The sequence below is a fragment of the Parapedobacter soli genome (assembly GCF_025460835.1).
Taxonomy (GTDB): domain Bacteria; phylum Bacteroidota; class Bacteroidia; order Sphingobacteriales; family Sphingobacteriaceae; genus Parapedobacter; species Parapedobacter soli.
The window spans coordinates 1-17,457 of sequence record NZ_JAMXAY010000036.1 but is presented as its reverse complement, the minus strand read 5'-3'; the positions used below and the strand labels follow the sequence as shown (position 1 = coordinate 17,457).

Genomic DNA, 17,457 nt, shown 5'->3' with positions numbered 1-17,457 from the left:
AACGCATACAATGAGTGACGCTATTAAACACGAGTGTGGTATCGCACTGATTCGCCTGTTAAACCCCCTTTCATATTATCAGGAAAAATACGGTACAGCCTTATACGGTATCAATAAGTTGTACTTATTGATGGAGAAGCAACACAACCGCGGGCAGGACGGCGCGGGGATTGCTACAATCAAGCTCGGTGTAAAGCCCGGTAGCCGTTACATTAGCCGTTATCGTTCCATGGCGTCTAATGCGGTAGCTGATATCTTCGAATATGTGCAGCGGAAGTTTGCCACTGTGCAGCGGGCTTATCCAGAAAGGTACGCCGACAGCCAGTGGCTGAAGGAGAACGTAAGCTTTACCGGCGAAGTGCTTATGGGGCACCTCCGCTACGGCACACATGGCAAGAACAGCATTGAAAGCTGCCACCCGTTTTTGCGGCAAAACAATTGGATGACGCGTAACCTTGTTCTGGCTGGTAATTTCAACATGACCAATGTCGATGAATTGCTCGAACAGCTTTATGAGTTGGGGCAGCATCCGAAGGAAAAGGCCGACACCGTTACGGTACTCGAAAAGATTGGCCATTTCCTCGATTCAGAGAACCAAGAGCAATTCGATAAATTTAAACGGCAGGGGTATAGCAACGTCGAAATCAGTAGCCTCATAGCGGAACATCTTGATATTGCACGTATTTTGCGCAAATCTGCGAAGACGTGGGACGGTGGCTATACCATTGGGGGTATCGTAGGGCATGGCGACGCTTTCGTTATGCGCGATCCGGCTGGGATCAGGCCGGCCTATTATTATGTCAACGACGAGGTGTTGGTGGCTGCGTCTGAACGCCCGGCCATACAGACCGCTTTCAACGTCAAGTTTGAAGAAATCAATGAAGTAAAGCCCGGTTATGCATTAATCGTTAAAAAAGACGGCTCCATCACGGAGGAAATGTTCAGGGAACCGGTGGAAAAGAAGTCGTGCTCATTTGAACGGATTTATTTCTCGCGGGGGAGCGATGCGGCAATCTACCAGGAACGCAAGCATTTGGGACGACTCCTGTGCCCCCAGATTTTGACAGCGATTAACTACGATATCAAGCATACGGTGTTTTCTTATATCCCGAATACGGCAGAGGTGGCATTTTACGGCATGGAGGAAGGTATACATGAATATGTACGTACGCTTCAGAAAGAGACATTGCTTAATCGTGCGGATAAAATTTCGGACAAAGAACTGGACGAGATGTTAAGCATTTCTCCGCGGTTCGAAAAGCTAAATATCAAGGATGCTAAGCTCCGTACGTTCATTACGCAAGATGCCGATCGGCAAGATATGGTCCAACACGTGTATGATACGACCTATGGTATTGTTAAGGACCATGAAGATACGATTGTCGCGGTGGATGATTCCATTGTTCGCGGTACGACTCTCAAGCAGAGCATTTTGACTATCCTTGATCGCCTGAATCCGAAGAAAATCATCATCGTTTCGTCCGCACCCCAAATACGCTACCCTGACTGCTATGGGATCGATATGTCAAGGATGGGAGAATTTGTGGCTTTCGAAGCAGCTGTTTCCCTATTGTATAAGAGTGGAATCGGACATATTGTGGAGGAAGTTTACCGGCAATGCCTGGCATCGTTGGAACTGCCCAAAGAAGATGTGGAGAATTATGTAAAAGCCATCTATGCGCCATTTACAGACGAAGAAATTTCTGCGGAGATAGCAAGTATCATCCGGGGCACACGTATCACGGCTGAGGTTGAAGTTATCTATCAAAAACTGGAGAATCTGCACGCGGCGTGCCCTGACCACAAAGGTGACTGGTATTTTTCTGGGGATTACCCTACGCCAGGTGGAAACCGTGTGGTCAATCGCGCTTACATGAACTGGGTGGAGGGGAAAAATGTAAGGGCTTACTTCAGCGCGTAAACACGTCATTGCCGTAGGCCATGATTCCCAGCGCTTAGCCTCGATTTACGTGCCTTTCGTTATTCGTATGTCGGGATGTGTATGGCCAGGAGCGTCCCGCGGTTAGGAGCTGAGTCGATGTCGATGGTGCCGTCGAGCATGGCCACCCGCGACCGGATATTACGTAGGCCTATCCCTTCAAAGTCTGCACTTTTTGCCGTATCGAATCCATTGCCGTTGTCTTCGACGGTAAGGGCGATACCATCATGGTCTTTGATAAGTTGGAGCGTCAATTTCGAGGCTGCTGCATGTTTCACGACGTTATTCACCGCTTCTTGTATAATCCGGTAAAGCACGGTTTCGGTCTGTTCGTCGAGCCGTTGGTCCAACCCGACGATATCAAGGGAAATCCTCATTTTCGGGGTGTCTATTTTTTCAACAAATTCCCGCACAGAGGAAGCGAGGCCTGCCTTGAGTAGTGCGTTGGGCATCATCTGGTGGGAAATGCTGCGCATTTCGTTATAACTTTCATGGAGGTGGGCGAGGGCTTTTTCAATAGCGTTCTTCGCTTTAGCATCGTTGGGTGTCGTGTCATGCGCTTCATTCACATGCAAAAGTGCGGCAGAGAGCATTTGTCCCACGCCATCATGCAGGTCGGTAGCGATCCGTCTGCGTTCGCGCTCTTCAGCTTCCAGTACCTCCTTGGCTGCTTGGCGTTGCAACCGGGCTTCGGCGCGGATTTTACGGCGGTTCTGCACAAAGTAAATCATGAGGGCCATAACGGAAAGGAATACCACTGCCCCAATCAACAGGAATCCCCGCTGACGGAGTTTCAACTGATGGATGGCGGTTTGCTGGTTGAGGATTTCTATTTGTTGTTCTTTTTTTTCCGTTTCGTATTGGGTTTGCAACTCCTGTGCGGCTTTTGTTTTTTCTATCGAAAAAAGCGAATCTCGGTATACGGCAGCATCCCGGTGATAGCGGTAGGCTTCCTCGTATTGCCCCAACCCTGCGTAGGAGCGGGCAAGCTGCTCGTTTGATCGATAGCATATCTCCATATCGCCGATTTCGTCGGCGATCTGTAGCGACTGCGACAGGTTGGTTATTGCCTCTTGCCAATGGCGTTGGGCATTCTGGATTTTTCCAAGATTGTTGTAGAGGCCGGCCTCGCGTTGTCTATTCCCCATGGATTTGGCCAACGCTAACCCTTTTGTCGTGTATTCTTCTGCTTCATTCAATTGATTGTTTTCTTCGTAAAGTACCCCAAGGTTTTGGTAGACATCGGGCATATTACGGTGGGTACCCATCTGCAGGTAGATTTTTTCTGCCAGCGTAAGGTAATGGATAGCGGAATCCAACTGCCCCATGGATTGGAAGGTGGATCCCATGTTGCTGTAACTGGTAGCAATTTCGGTGGAGTCTGGTATACTCGCTACCTTTTGACTGTATTGCCTAAAATAGGCAATGGACTGCTCGTAGTCTTTCCGGGCATTTGCCGCAATGCCCATCAGGTTATAAACCCGCCCTTCTCCATTGATATCGCCTATTTGCTCCGACATTTTGATGGCTTTTAATCCGTATTCGATGGTACGCTCGTAATCGGACCTGAGGTTGTAGATGAGGGCAATATTGTAGTAGGTCCTGGCGACTTGCAGGCTATCTCCGATTTCTTCGAACAAATCGAGTGCTTCTGTATAATGTGCAATGGATGAATCGTATTCATTGTTAAATTGCGCCACGACACCCTTAATACGGATGGCATTGGCCATCCCTTTTTTGTAGGACGATTGAAGGGCAAGATGATAAGCCTGGTCGGCGATTATGGCGAGCGAATCGGTGTTGTTGTTGATCACGGTTCGTGCCTTTTCAATTAGCGAGTCGACCTTGCTCTCCACCTGGAGCTGGCCGTAAGCTGCCAGCTGTAGGGTGAAGTAAAAAACTAAAAGTAGGGTCACATACTTCTTATCCATATTTTAGGCTTAAATCACGAGTTAATTGTTAGTATAAATTTCAGGCGCTGAATCGTCGGTATCAGACGCTTTGCGATAAACATCGGAAAAACTTTCAACTTCGACAAAAGTAGGGTACGGTTTGTTGCCATGCCATCCGTGGGTTTAGGGATTTATATCCGTATTTCTACGGATAGCGGACACGAGTTTGATAATATGGCTTTTTTACGCGTACTGTCTTTTTCTTTTTGTAATTTTACCCCCCGATGATTCACCTGTGATGGATGTAATATGCAGATTAAGACGCTGTTAGTTGATGACCACGCCATTATCGTTGACGGGCTGGCGGCGTTGTTGCAGGATCATCCCGCTATCGTTGTCGGTGCCACGACTTCCTCGGCTAATTTCGCGCTTTCCTACCTTGTAAAGGAGCCTTTTGATTTACTGATTACCGACTATTCGATGCCCGATATGGATGGCCTTGCCTTGGTAAGTAAAGCGAAGGCAATCGTTTCAGATCTTAAAATCATTATGTTGAGCATGCATGACGAGCCGCATATCATCCGTGAAGTGATGGCGGCGGGCGTGGATGGCTATATCCTTAAAAAATATGCGCGGCAAGAACTTTTCCATGCAATCGATGCCGTGAATAGCGGCCGCCAATACTGGAGTGTCGAAGTTACCCGCGCTTTGCTAGCGGCCGAGAACGCCAACATACGCATCCCGCAGGAGTTGACCGACCGTGAAATAGAAGTGCTCAAATTGCTGATCGAAGAGTTTACGAGTAAACAAATCGCTGAGAAGCTTTTTATTAGCGAACGTACGGTGGAAACTCACCGCAGTAACCTGCTGCGCAAAACCAATAGTACCAACACCATCGGCCTGCTGAAATATGCATTGGCCAAAAACTTGATTTCTTAGCCTCCAATCGCTGGCCGTATAATTTCCATCGGTAATAGCCTGTGCCTGCCGCGGTCCACCCGTGGTTTCAGGTCGTCTTATCCGTATTTCCACGGATAGGAAAACCCGTGGAATTGGGGAGTCCATGCGCGGGGTCTTCCCGCTACCTTAGCTCCCAATTAATCAGTTACAATAATTCAACACGATGAAGAAATTAATTCTATTGCCATTAACAACGTTTGTTCTAATCGCGTCGGCGCAAAAGACTACGCCGGATTTCACCTATGACGTGGGTGGGAAGATTGCATTTATGCAGCTCACGGATGCCGGGGTGCTGCTGGTTGCAGGAAGTGGTGGGCTTGCGGGTATCCGCCCCGGGGCGGATACCCCTCATTTTATCTTTGAGGAGTACGGAAAGGTAAAAGAAGAAGAGGTGGAGGTTGTGCCACTGTCTCCCTATGTTATCATCACCCAAGGGGGGAAATCGCAGATACCGGGTACGATTTTCGCCAATTCTAAGCGTACCGTTATCGATGTCGTATCGGGCAAGGTGATGTTTGCCACGGAAGAAAACGGGTGGAAGCAGATCGCTCAGCTCAACATATTCCAACCGGAAAACAAGCTGGTCGTGGTGGGCAATCGTACCAAGGCGGAAAAAGAAGTACTGGCCGTGGGTATCTATGACCTGGCTACGGGTAAACAGGAAGGTTTCGCTAACCTCGATCCCAATGCCGGGAAAGCCAGGAGCGTGGCCGCCATACCGATGAGTTCCGGCGTACCGGTTCTTTTGGGCAACCGGGTATTGGTGCCGACAACCAAGAAAGTGGTATGTGCCGATTTGAAAGGGGGTAACCTCATTTGGGAAAACGATACCAAAAATATTTCCCAGATGGTTGCCGACCCGGCGGGCAACGAAATATATGGCTTTGAAGAACGTTCCAATGGCGACACCCGTATACACAAGTTTGGCAAGGACGGTAGTGTGCTATGGCCCAAAGAGCGGAGCTTGAAAGGTCGTGTTACCCGTTTCCAGATACTGCCCGGTGGATTGGCCGTGGTAACCGATGTATTTAAGGGCGGTGGAAGTAGCCTGGTAGGGCGTCTTACAGCTGGTGGAGAATCAAAAATCGCGTTCCTGAGCTCGGCAAGTGGCGAGGACCTATGGGATAAGGCACCCAAAACCAAAGGGTACGTCTCGCATTTCTACGTGATGGATGACGGCATCTTATTTGGATTGCACGAGGGCGGTATTAATAAGATATCGTTCGATGGGACACCGGTATTCAAAAAGCCTTTGAAGACTGGCGAAAATATTCATACGATGGCCAACACCCCGTTGGGCCTCCTCTATATTACCGATACCGATGCCAATATTGTTAACCTTGGTACAGGTGATGCGGTTTGGGCAAAACCCATCCAATATAAAAAAGCAAAAGCCGTGTCTAGCGCTTACGACCAGGCCAATAATCGCTACCTGATTAGCACAGGCGAGGAGGTACTGGCCATCAACGAAAACAACGGCGACGTAGGCACATGGGCCGAGGTGGAACTTGAGGGGAAAGAAAGTGTCAGCGGCATCGATGTGCGCGGAGCGGGCATTTTGCTTACTTCCGACCAGAACATGCTGTTGCTGGCAAACGACGGCAACGAGATTTACCATACCTACCATAAAGCGCCCGGCCAAAGCGGTATCATGAAAGCAGCGATGGGGGTGATGACCGTCGCCTCGGCGGCTGTGGCGGCAGCAGCGGCTACGCAGTCGACCTACCATTATTCGCTGGGCAACTACAGCAGTGCCGGTGCCCAGCGAGCTAACCGGAACGCAGCCGCGGCAACAGGGTTTGAAAACATTGCATCTAGTTCCTACAGCGAAATGGTGAAACGTTTCAAAGCGACCATGGCCACAGAAGATGCACGCTTTATCCTGACCAGCCTCAGCGACGGTGTGGGCATTGTAAAAGTAAACAAGGATACGGGAAAGACCGAGCAAGAAATCGTGCTGAAAGACAAAAAGCCCGTGTATGAAGTGGACGACATGGCGGGCTATCTGTATTATATGTCTGGAAATAGCGAGATTTCAGCTTATAAGTTATAACGGTCCGGATACACTTTTCCCACACTCCGGCGCGGTATGGCGCCGGCATCTCGAAGGCGACTGCCCCCGGTGTTTACCGCAGGCAAACGAAGACCAACCAACATGCAAGAGTACGCTATTGAATATTTGGACCACGGTAGATTAGCCAGGGTCTTGGTAGTCGGTACGGTATTGCTTCTCGGTAGTTATCATTTGCTGCTACGGTTTCTGGGGGATGGGGTGATAGGCCTGGCCGTTGTGGGGGGAGGCCTTGCCATTGCCACAGGCTTGCTTTTTATCCGCAAGCATAAAGTCCGTCGGACAGGCGTTGTTTTGATTGGCTATGAGCGGATTGCGCTTGATGTGTTTAACCGCCTAATCATCGTTATCATTCACGATATCGCCTACTATCATATATCGCATTGCCATGGCGTAGCACTTACCTTGGTGTTGAAAGACGGGAAAAAAATCAGCGTGAGCGCCCACGATAGTTTTTGCGATTCGAGCAAGTTGCAACGGGCCTGTGAGGGTGTCCAACAGGCCTTGAAAGAATTTCGTGCCGGCAAGCAGATGCATTAAAAATACGAAAGACGGTAAGTCAATTGACGTCAGCGAAAGACCTTTTAATATGAACTTCTAAAACAAATGATCCAAATGAACAAGAACCTGTTATTATCACTTTTATTTGTAACCGGTAGCTACCATCTCGCCACAGCACAAAACTTTAACGACATGGTAAGCAACTCCGGTAAGAACCTTTTCACCGAGGGACGGTTCAAGATTTTCTTTAGGTATACGCACATGAGTGGTACTTATACCGAACCGCTTGCCATGCCCACGGTCAATTTTTCGATCAGATCTGACCGGTCGCATAAAAATGGTTTGCGGTATTCGTATGAGAATTCGACGATTGGTGATGGTATATTCACGCTTTTTAGAGGATTTAAACGCTTGAACAACGGGACAAACGGAAGTGCGGGAACAACCGTTGACCATACCGAAAAGACCCTTGCGTCCGGACTTGTGGGTTGGCATAAGATCGCCATGAACGTACTTTCAAGAGGCAGGCTCCTGGTCGCTCCAGGGATCAGTGTCGGTGACCACATGATTAGTACAACGTTGCGTACCGGTTCACAGGCAATCATTCCTATTGTCGGCCATGAAAACTATATCGGTGGGTCTACCCAAACCATCGATCCGGCAGGCTATTATTTTTATGCCGGACCTTACGTCATTGCCAGTTATGTCATTAATAGGCGGCTGTGGATAGATGCATACGCCAATTATGATTTTACGGTAGTTAAAGCATTTCACCCCAAAAAGAACTACGTGAAAAATGCGGACTACCCATTACCTACAGTGTGGATGTGCGGGGCAGACCTGTATACACCGCTTAAGGTATTTGCCGGGGTACGCTATGCAAAAATGAATGATACGGGGATTTACAAAAACAAGGCGCAACGCATCGATGTGTCGGTAGGGTATCATTTTTAGCTAACATTTCCAATACTATAATTCATAAATGAAGACAACGATCAAGTTGATGGGGCTCGTGCTATGCTCGGGGTTCATACTGCTGGCATCTTGCAAAAAAGATGATGAGAACAAGATGGATGACGAAGGTGGCGACGCTACGTGCTATACCTGCGAAAACTGCCAGGGACAATACGGCCATATCATCAGCCGCCAATATTGCGTGGATGGTTTTGACAACCGGCAGGATTGGCTGGACATGAAAGCCACTTACGAAGGTGGCGAGAACCAGTGCGACTGCGCGTTCGATTAGCTTTTTGTCACGTGCCTTGCGTACGGGAGGTATGGATGAACCTTCCGTACGCAGCAGGCATATACTTGGCGCCATATCGGCCTAACCTGATGATGCGTAGCGAAGGATTTCGCGCAATACTAACCCGAGGTTCGATCAAAAAAAGCAAGTACTTGCTGTTCATCCATTTTCATTTGTTGGATCAGTTCTTCCATGCTTTCAAACCATCGGTCGTGGCGTATGAAGTCAAGGAACTTCACCCGTATCGTTTTGCCATAGATGTCGCTATTGAAGTCGAATAAATGGACTTCGATGCTTCTGCCTACGCCGTCTACCGTGGGGCGTGTGCCGATATATCCCATACCGTATATGACGTGTTCCGGCGGATGGGCTATGTAGGGCCCGGTTTCGATATGTGCTGGTTCTATGATTGCTGTTTCCACGGCATAAATGCCGTACGCCGGAATGAGCTTATGGCTTTCCTGTACCAGTAAATTGGCGGTCGGATAGCCGATACGGCGGCCCAATTGGTCGCCCCGGATAACTTTGCCGGTCAGTTGGAACGGGTATCCCAAATAGGTGTTTGCGGTATCGATGTCGCCTTTGATAAGGGCTTCCCGAATCTTTGTCGACGAAACGGCGACATCATTGATGTCTTGTTCAGGGATTTGCTCTACGGAATACCCATAAATGTCTGCGTAATCAAGAAGGTCCTTGAGCGATCCCGTGCGGTCTTTACCGAAGCGATGGTCATAGCCGATGACAATCTTTTTTGTGCCTATTTTACCTATAAGTACTTCGCGGATATATTCCTCGGGTGAGAGGTTGGAAAAATCGCGGGTAAACGGAGTGATGATGAGGTGGTCTATACCGGCATCGGCGAGACGATGCACCTTTTCATCGAAGTCGCTTATAATACGCAGGCTATCGTCTTCGGGGTGGAGGATGAGGCGCGGATGCGGAAAGAAAGTGAGTAGCACCGTTTCACCTTTACATGCCTTAGCCGATTCCCGCAGGGTACTTAGTATTTTTTGATGGCCCACATGTACCCCGTCAAAGGTGCCGATGGTCACCACAGCATTGTCCAGCGGAATAAAATCTTCAAGGTTCCTATATATCTTCATTTGATGCTGCAAAATTAACACCCTTTATATGTTTCACCAAATCTGGTAGTTGCCAGGCGTCATCAACATGTAAATCACCGCTTTTTATACGTCGCAATTGGCTCAAGTGCGCACCATTATCCAACGCTGCTCCGAAATCGTGTGCGAGGGAGCGGATATAGGTACCTTTGCTGCACACTACCCGGAATTCGATGTGTGGCATGTTGATGCCTACGATTTCAAACTCACGTATTTTTACCTTCCGAGGTTTGACAACCACCGTTTCACCTCGCCGTGCTTTCTCGTACACCCGTTCACCACCGATTTTGACCGCTGAATGTGCCGGGGGAACCTGTTCGATTTCACCAACGAATGAGGCAGCTGTTGCGATAATTTGGTCGTCAGTGATCTCCGATATATCGAATCGCTGTGCTATTTCCTGTTCTAGGTCATACGACGGGGTGGTTGCACCCAACGTAATGATGCCCGTATATGTTTTCTCTTGCGCCTGGAACTCATCAATACGCTTGGTGAATTTTCCGGTGCAGACAATGAGGAGACCGGTAGCCAGCGGGTCTAATGTGCCGGCGTGGCCTACTTTGACCTTGAGCGGTCTGATCGTATTACGGATTTTACTTACCACGTCGAAACTTGTCCACCGTAGCGGCTTATCGATCAAAAGCACTTCGCCATCCGCAAAGTTGAAAGTTTGGTGCACCGTATCCACGATTATAAAATTTGTAGGCTATGCCCACTCAACAACAGCACGAGTATTATCCCACCCACGATAATCCGGTACCAGCCAAACGCTTTGAATCCGTATTTGGACACCACGCCTATAAACGATTTGATAGCAATGATTGCCACAATAAATCCGATGATGTTTCCGATAATTAATTGGTTGATTTCTAGGTTGCTTAGTCCGTGTCCGCCGTCGAAGTGGTCTTTCAGCTTGAGTACCGTGGCCCCAAACATCATCGGGACGGCCAAGAAGAACGAAAACTCGGCGGCGGCCTTTCGTGTGAGACCTTGCGTCATACCGCCCACGATGGTGCTGGCAGATCGTGAAGTGCCCGGTATGAGTGCTAAGCACTGGAAAAGACCGATTTTCAATGCTTGTGCATAGCTGATTTCGTCGGAATCGTCTGTATGTGGTTTGTTGAACCACTTGTCTACAAACAATAAAACAACGCCACCGACGACGAGCGTGATCCCCACCACCATCGGGCTCTCCAACAGGCCGTCTATTGCATCACTGAAGAAAAAGCCAAAGATGGAGGCGGGGATTGCCGCAACCACGAGCTTGTAGTAAAAACTCAGCGATCTGAAAAAACGGCGGTAATACAGCACCAATACGGAGAGGATGGTTCCCAGTTGGATTGCGATTGTGAATAATTTTACGAACGGTGTTGGAGAGATACCCATTAGCGCCGTAGCAATAATCATGTGCCCGGTGGATGATACCGGTAGAAATTCCGTGAGGCCCTCGATGATGGCCAACACAATCACTTCAAATAACGTCATTGATTATTCCGGGAGTTTTTAGGTTTTATCAATATGGCTACCACACCCAGGGCAAAACCAACGACAACCACCAGCGGTGCCAACGTGATTTTGGTAAAACTATAAATGTTTTCCGTTCCCGTCATCAGGATAAATCCGAGGATGACTACCGCGATACTGGCAAAAAACAGCTGATAATTTCGTTTGCCGAAGACAAACGGTGTTTTTTGTTGCTGTGGGGACTTTTTATAAGATGACATACGCTGTGATTATCTGTATAATTCGTTAGATTTCAACCGCAGGTACTTGCTGACAGCAAAGTAGGTGCTTAGTCCGGAAATCAGGATGCCGAGTGCGGCTACGACTACAAATATGACAATAAATTCAAACCAATTACGTAGAATTACCAACTCTGGGATTTCGCGCTGCCCCAAGTGCAGGGCGAGGAGTAGCAAGAGGATGGCTATAAGCGCACCTAACAGGCCATGTAATACGCCATATCCGAGAAATGGCCGCCTGATAAAACCTTTCGTGGCACCCACCATTTGCATGCTTTTGATGAGGAAACGCTGCGAGTAAATAGCCAAACGTATGGTGTTGTTAATCAGTGCCACAGCTATGACCAAAAGTAATGCGGTAAATGCCAGGATGACGATACCGATAGTCCGTATATTCTTATTGACCATGTCTATCAACGACTCTTGGTAGACTACCTCCTTGACCATCTCTTTGGCGGATACTTTTTTGATGAACGTCTGGATGCTGTCTGTATTTGCATACTCAGCTTTCAAATACACATCAATGGATGAAAGCAGCGGGTTGTGGCCAAGGAATTCAACAAAATCTTCGCCCAGTTCTTTCGATAGATTCTCGGCAGCTAATTCTTTACTGATATATTCAGAACGAAGCACATAATTGTCAGACTCGAGCTCCTTTTGGTAAGCAAGAACATTGCCCTCACTCACCCCCTCATTCATGATGATATTGAGCACGATGTTTTCTTTTACATAGTTGGATAGGTTTTTTGCATGTACGAGCAGTAGCCCCAACATACCGGTCATTAAGAGCACCAAAGCGATGCTGATTACCGTAGATATGTAAACAGATTTTGTTTTTTTCGAGGATGTACTTACTTCATACGCTTCCATCTTCACTTCGATTTGGAGGCGAAAATACTGATAAGATATGAGATATTGGCCATGGGATTGAGATTTTTTGTATTTTCGCGGTTCTTAATTAATTCCGAAATCAATGGATTATCATCATCGCGCGATTGAAAAGAAATGGCAGAAATTTTGGGCTGATCACCAAACATTCCGTGTAAGTAATACGTCTGACAAGCCGAAATATTATGTGTTGGACATGTTTCCTTACCCATCGGGTGCGGGCCTGCATGTTGGGCACCCGTTAGGATACATCGCGTCAGACATCTTTGCTCGTTATAAGCGGCTGAAAGGGTACAATGTATTGCACCCGATGGGCTACGACTCGTTTGGGCTTCCCGCCGAACAATATGCTATCCAAACGGGCCAGCACCCCGCTGTTACTACGGCTGCCAATATCAACCGTTATCGGGAACAGTTGGACAATATTGGCTTTTCATTCGATTGGAGCCGCGAAGTTCGCACAAGCGATCCAGCTTATTATAAGTGGACCCAATGGATATTCACTAAGCTCTTCAATTCATGGTATAACAAATCGGCTGACCGTGCTGAGCCGATTGACCGGCTTATAGCACTGTTCGATGAGCGCGGATCGGCTGGTGTGGATGCGGTTTGCGACGATGATATACGTTCGTTTACGGCCAGTGAGTGGGAGGCCTTTTCCATGGAAGAACAGCAACGGGAGCTGTTGAAATACCGGTTGGCTTATCTGCGCGAGAGCACGGTCAACTGGTGTGCTGCATTGGGTACCGTGCTGGCCAATGATGAGGTGGTAAACGGGGTTTCTGAGCGGGGTGGGTATCCTGTTGAGCAAAAGAAGATGATGCAGTGGAGCATGCGCATCACTGCCTATGCCGAGCGTTTGCTAAGTGGTTTGGAAACGATCGATTGGCCTGAGCCATTGGTAGAGATGCAACGCAATTGGATTGGCAAAAGCGTAGGTGCCAATGTTCGGTTTCCAGTCCCGAAGTTGGGGGCTGATCAAGCCATAGAGGTATTCACCACGCGTGTAGACACCATTTACGGGGTGAATGCGTTGGTGCTTGCGCCCGAGCACGAGTGGGTCGACCAGTTGACTACGGATAAGCACCGGGCGGAAATTGCCAGCTATATTGCTCAGACAAAGAAAAAATCGGAGCTTGACCGCATGGCAGACGCTCGGTCTGTATCCGGAGCATTCACAGGTAGCCATGCCTTGCATCCACTCACCGGAAAGGAGGTGCCGATATGGATTGCCGACTATGTGCTGGCCGGATATGGTACCGGAGCGGTTATGGCGGTACCATCCGGCGATCAGCGCGACTATTTATTTTCCACACATTTTGGACTGCCCATCATACCTATTTCAGACGCCCAGCAGCTGGATGGGCAGGCCGATCCGACTAAGGCAGGCCGGTATATCAATTCGGGTATCATCGATGGGATGACCTATCATGAAGCAGTGGATAAGCTGATTGCAGAACTCGAGTCAATAGGGGCGGGAGAGGCCACCGTGACCTATCGGATGCGTGATGCCGTGTTTGGCCGGCAACGTTATTGGGGTGAGCCCGTCCCAGTGTATTTCAAGGATGGACTGCCATACCTGATAGGTGAGGACGAGTTACCTTTGTTATTGCCTGCGGTGGATAAATACCTGCCCACAGAGACCGGCGAACCACCCCTTGGAAGAGCGAAGGATTGGAAATACCGCGGGAACTATGAATATGAATTAAGTACGATGCCGGGCTGGGCGGGGTCGAGCTGGTATTGGTATCGGTATATGGATGCTGCGAATGAGAAGGAATTTGTTGCTGAAGCCGCAGTGGATTATTGGCGTGATGTGGATTTGTACATCGGCGGGTCGGAACATGCCACCGGGCACTTGTTATACAGCCGTTTTTGGAATAAATTCCTCAAAGATATGGGGTATGTGCCCGAGGAAGAACCTTTCAAGAAACTGATTAACCAAGGGATGATTCAGGGGCGGAGCAATTTTGTGTACAGGGTTTTGGACGAGGAGGGTAGAGGTACGAATACCTTCGTTTCGCATGGCCTGAAAGACAACTATCAAACCGTGGCTTTGCATGTCGATGTAAATATTGTGGCCAATGATGTGCTCGACTTGGCGAAATTCCGACAGTTCCGTCCTGATTTTGCAGATGCTGAATTTATCCTTGAAAACGGAAAATATATCTGCGGGCACGAAGTGGAGAAGATGTCGAAGTCTAAGTATAATGTAGTAAACCCCGACGACATCATTGAGCAATATGGTGCAGATACGTTGCGTATGTATGAAATGTTCCTTGGGCCACTGGAGCAGAGTAAGCCATGGAATACCAACGGTATAGAAGGAGTTTTTAAATTCCTCCGTAAGTTCTGGAAGTTGTTCCACGATGAAGGGGGTGATTTTTCGGTAAGTGATGGGGAACCGACCAAAGCGGAATGGAAAGCGTTGCATAAAATTATCAAGAAAGTAGAAGACGATATTGAGCGTTTTTCTTTCAATACGTCGGTATCGTCGTTCATGATCTGTGTAAATGACCTCACCGATTTGAAATGCAACAAGCGTGCAATCTTGCAGGAACTATGCATTGTATTGCATCCCTATGCGCCACATATCACTGAAGAATTGTGGTCTTTGTTGGGTAATGCGCCCGGGACGCTGTCGTATGCTTCCTATCCGATATTTAATCCTGACTATCTGGTCGAGAACGAGTTTTCTTATCCTATTTCGGTGAATGGCAAGACCCGCCTGAACATGACCCTGCCGCTCGATCTGGAGCAAGCGGATGTAGAGAAAGCGGTGTTAGCCAACGAAGATATTCAACGTTATCTGGATGGGAAGCCCGTTAGGAAAGTGATTTATGTAAAGGGGCGGATCGTGAATGTGGTGGTGTAGTTTGCGTGCCTTTTTACGGGGAGACTGTAAAACAAACTGTGTCAGTTAAGAATAACTCTTAACTTTATACAGTAATTATGAACAGTACCGATTTAGATTTTGATGAAATGCGAGAGAAAGCCTTGCGTCAGTTGCGCAGCGGTGAATCTCTTTATGGTAAGGACGGGGCCTTTGCCCCGTTATTGAAACGTTTTTTGGAAGCCGCGCTTGAAGCTGAGATGGATAGTCATCTGGACGAAGTAGAGCGTTCCGGGGGTAACCGCCGCAACGGTAAATCCAGCAAACATGTCCGCACCTCGGATGGCACCATTGAGCTTGACACCCCGCGTGACCGTCGTTCCAATTTTGAACCCCAACTGGTTAAGAAGCGGGAGACGATTCTTGCTGACAGCTTGGAAAAGAAGATTATAGGCATGTATGGCCTGGGTATGAGTCTGCGTGATATTTCCTCCCATATTAAGGAGATGTACGATACTGACATCAGCCACGCCACTCTATCTGCGATTACCGACCGGGTCATTCCGGAGGTTAAGGAGTGGCAGTCGCGTCCCCTTGACCGGCTTTATACGATTGTTTGGATGGACGCGATGCATTACAAGGTGAAAGAAGACCACCGCATGGTGTCGCGGGCGGTCTACAACATTCTGGGCATCGACCGCAATGGCCACAAGGAGCTTTTGGGGATGTATGTATCAGAGAGCGAGGGTGCCAATTTCTGGCTGGGTGTATTGACTGATTTGCAGAATCGTGGCGTAAAAGACATCCTGATTGCCTGCATCGACAATCTGAAGGGTTTCCCCGAAGCGATTGCTGGTGTGTTCCCGGATACTGAGGTACAGACGTGCGTAATCCACCAGATACGCAATAGCCTGAAATATGTTGCCAGTAAGGACCAGAAAGAATTCATGAAGGATCTGAAGCCTGTTTACCAGGCTGACACGCTGGATCAGGCGGAACTCTGCATGGACAAACTGGAGGAGAAATGGGGAGGCAAATACCAAGTGGTGATCGAGTCGTGGCGTCGGAACTGGGAACGCCTGACGACCTATTTCCGTTACGACAAGTCAATTCGTAAACTGATTTACACCACCAATACGATCGAGGGTTTCCACCGCCAGGTACGGAAAGTGACCAAGACGAAGGGGGCCTTCACTTCCGATATGGCCCTGTTGAAGCTCATCTATCTGGCCCAGCGGAATATCAAGAAAAAATGGACGATGCCGCTGGCCAACTGGGGCGTGACGGCCCAGCGATTATCAATCTGGTTTCCGGGAAGGATGGTGTTGGATTTGGCGTGAAAATTTTNGCTCATCTATCTGGCCCAGCGGAATATCAAGAAAAAATGGACGATGCCGCTGGCCAACTGGGGCGTGACGGCCCAGCGATTATCAATCTGGTTTCCGGGAAGGATGGTGTTGGATTTGGCGTGAAAATTTTTCTACCTTTATGGCCTCCCGCCCGCGGGCGGGAGGCCATAAAGGTAGAGCTGACACAGTTAGTTTAACACTCCCTTTACGGGATTAGTTTGTCGTTCACGCATTGTGCCTAACGTTTTACGCCAAACCCTTGTTAGCGGTTCGTTGGTTTATGTCGTTAAGTTTGTCAATTTATTGTCCGTGATTGCTTACTTCTTTTGGGAATTTGTCAGCAACTAAATTCAGTTTGATATTGTGTTCTAAATATGCTTTCATTCCGTCTAAAACTGTTGTGAAACCGCCTGTATTGTCTTTGACAGCCTGAATAAGGTCATCACCTGTTTGATGGAAGCCATAATTTTTGATAATAACATAAGTGGTATCGCCCGTCCAAAGCCCCAACTCTTACAGCAACAACAATGTCAAACTTCTTTTCATTGGCTTCAAGTGCAAACTTTTCAATAGCAACTTGTCTGAATGACAGTTTACCTGTTTCTATTTCTTGCTTTGAACCTGCAACAGCTTGCTGAATAGCTTTAATAGAACGGTCAATAGCTAAAATATGTCCGTTATTTATTCGCCTTGAAATTTCTCTTGCCATTGCCCCCGAGCCACAACCAATTTCCAAAACCCTGATGTTATCCTTTAAAGGTAAGGTATCAACAATATCGGCAAGCCGTTTTGATAATTTACTGCTCATTTGTTATTTAGTTGTTCTGCAAGTCCGATCAGTAGCCCTTCTGCTCCACGAATGTAGCATAGCCGTATCCGCCCGACCAACTACAGGTTTGATTCCTGAAGATTATT

General features: G+C 48.2%; 15 protein-coding genes. 8 read left to right on the top strand and 7 right to left on the bottom strand.

Features of this window, described 5'->3' with window-relative positions; translation table 11 throughout:
* Window positions 1-10: 10 nt before the first annotated feature.
* Window positions 11-1,921: an amidophosphoribosyltransferase gene (locus NGM62_RS14895; protein WP_262249049.1), complete on the top strand. Its 1,911-nt coding sequence runs from the start codon at window positions 11-13 to the stop codon at window positions 1,919-1,921.
* Between the two features lie 59 nt (window positions 1,922-1,980).
* On the opposite strand, the gene NGM62_RS14890 is transcribed toward NGM62_RS14895, so the two are convergent.
* Window positions 1,981-3,870 (bottom strand): tetratricopeptide repeat protein, encoded by a 1,890-nt coding sequence (locus tag NGM62_RS14890; protein WP_262249048.1) that lies wholly within the window; start codon window positions 3,868-3,870, stop codon window positions 1,981-1,983.
* A 270-nt stretch (window positions 3,871-4,140) separates the two neighbouring features.
* Between NGM62_RS14890 and NGM62_RS14885 the strand changes: the two genes are divergently transcribed.
* The 5 genes from NGM62_RS14885 (at window position 4,141) to NGM62_RS14865 (ending at window position 8,609) form a co-directional block, all read left to right on the top strand.
* The gene (locus tag NGM62_RS14885; RefSeq protein ID WP_262249047.1) at window positions 4,141-4,770 is read left to right on the top strand and encodes a response regulator; all 630 of its coding nucleotides are present in this window, start codon (window positions 4,141-4,143) and stop codon (window positions 4,768-4,770) included.
* 184 nt (window positions 4,771-4,954) lie between these two features.
* On the top strand, window positions 4,955-6,844 hold the full coding sequence (locus NGM62_RS14880; RefSeq protein WP_262249046.1) for a PQQ-like beta-propeller repeat protein: 1,890 nt from the start codon (window positions 4,955-4,957) through the stop codon (window positions 6,842-6,844).
* Between the two features lie 102 nt (window positions 6,845-6,946).
* A complete protein-coding gene (locus NGM62_RS14875) occupies window positions 6,947-7,402 on the top strand; it encodes a hypothetical protein (RefSeq protein ID WP_262249045.1) in 456 nt (151 codons plus the stop codon).
* Window positions 7,403-7,477: 75 nt separating this feature from the next.
* A complete protein-coding gene (locus NGM62_RS14870) occupies window positions 7,478-8,317 on the top strand; it encodes a hypothetical protein (RefSeq protein WP_262249044.1) in 840 nt (279 codons plus the stop codon).
* Between the two features lie 28 nt (window positions 8,318-8,345).
* Window positions 8,346-8,609: a hypothetical protein gene (locus tag NGM62_RS14865; RefSeq protein WP_262249043.1), complete on the top strand. Its 264-nt coding sequence runs from the start codon at window positions 8,346-8,348 to the stop codon at window positions 8,607-8,609.
* Between the two features lie 119 nt (window positions 8,610-8,728).
* Here NGM62_RS14865 and NGM62_RS14860 read toward each other — a convergent pair whose 3' ends face one another.
* Genes NGM62_RS14860 through NGM62_RS14840 form a run of 5 tightly spaced genes read right to left on the bottom strand, consistent with a single transcriptional unit; the run spans window position 8,729 to window position 12,342 of the window.
* Entirely contained in the window at window positions 8,729-9,712 is a 984-nt protein-coding gene (locus NGM62_RS14860) for a bifunctional riboflavin kinase/FAD synthetase (protein WP_262249042.1), read from the bottom strand.
* Window positions 9,699-10,409, bottom strand: coding sequence for a tRNA pseudouridine(55) synthase TruB (gene truB, locus NGM62_RS14855; protein ID WP_390937541.1), 711 nt, complete (start codon window positions 10,407-10,409; stop codon window positions 9,699-9,701). The genes NGM62_RS14860 and truB overlap by 14 nt, the downstream gene beginning before the upstream one ends.
* An 11-nt stretch (window positions 10,410-10,420) precedes the next feature.
* Window positions 10,421-11,215: an undecaprenyl-diphosphate phosphatase gene (locus tag NGM62_RS14850; RefSeq protein ID WP_262249040.1), complete on the bottom strand. Its 795-nt coding sequence runs from the start codon at window positions 11,213-11,215 to the stop codon at window positions 10,421-10,423.
* Complete coding sequence (locus NGM62_RS14845; protein WP_262249039.1) at window positions 11,212-11,454, bottom strand: DUF3098 domain-containing protein; 243 nt, start codon at window positions 11,452-11,454, stop codon at window positions 11,212-11,214. Before NGM62_RS14845 ends, NGM62_RS14850 begins: the two co-directional genes overlap by 4 nt.
* A 9-nt stretch (window positions 11,455-11,463) precedes the next feature.
* Window positions 11,464-12,342: a cell division protein FtsX gene (locus NGM62_RS14840; RefSeq protein ID WP_262249038.1), complete on the bottom strand. Its 879-nt coding sequence runs from the start codon at window positions 12,340-12,342 to the stop codon at window positions 11,464-11,466.
* A gap of 103 nt (window positions 12,343-12,445) precedes the next feature.
* On the opposite strand from NGM62_RS14840, the gene leuS reads away from it, so the two are divergent.
* Window positions 12,446-15,235, top strand: a complete 2,790-nt coding sequence (gene leuS, locus NGM62_RS14835) for a leucine--tRNA ligase (protein WP_262249037.1) — start codon at window positions 12,446-12,448, stop codon at window positions 15,233-15,235.
* 77 nt (window positions 15,236-15,312) lie between these two features.
* Complete coding sequence (locus NGM62_RS14830; RefSeq protein ID WP_449301316.1) at window positions 15,313-16,533, top strand: IS256 family transposase; 1,221 nt, start codon at window positions 15,313-15,315, stop codon at window positions 16,531-16,533.
* 451 nt (window positions 16,534-16,984) lie between these two features.
* Here the strand turns inward: NGM62_RS14830 and NGM62_RS14825 are convergent, their stop codons facing one another.
* Window positions 16,985-17,350, bottom strand: a complete 366-nt coding sequence (locus NGM62_RS14825) for a class I SAM-dependent methyltransferase (protein ID WP_262249036.1) — start codon at window positions 17,348-17,350, stop codon at window positions 16,985-16,987.
* Window positions 17,351-17,457: the final 107 nt, after the last annotated feature.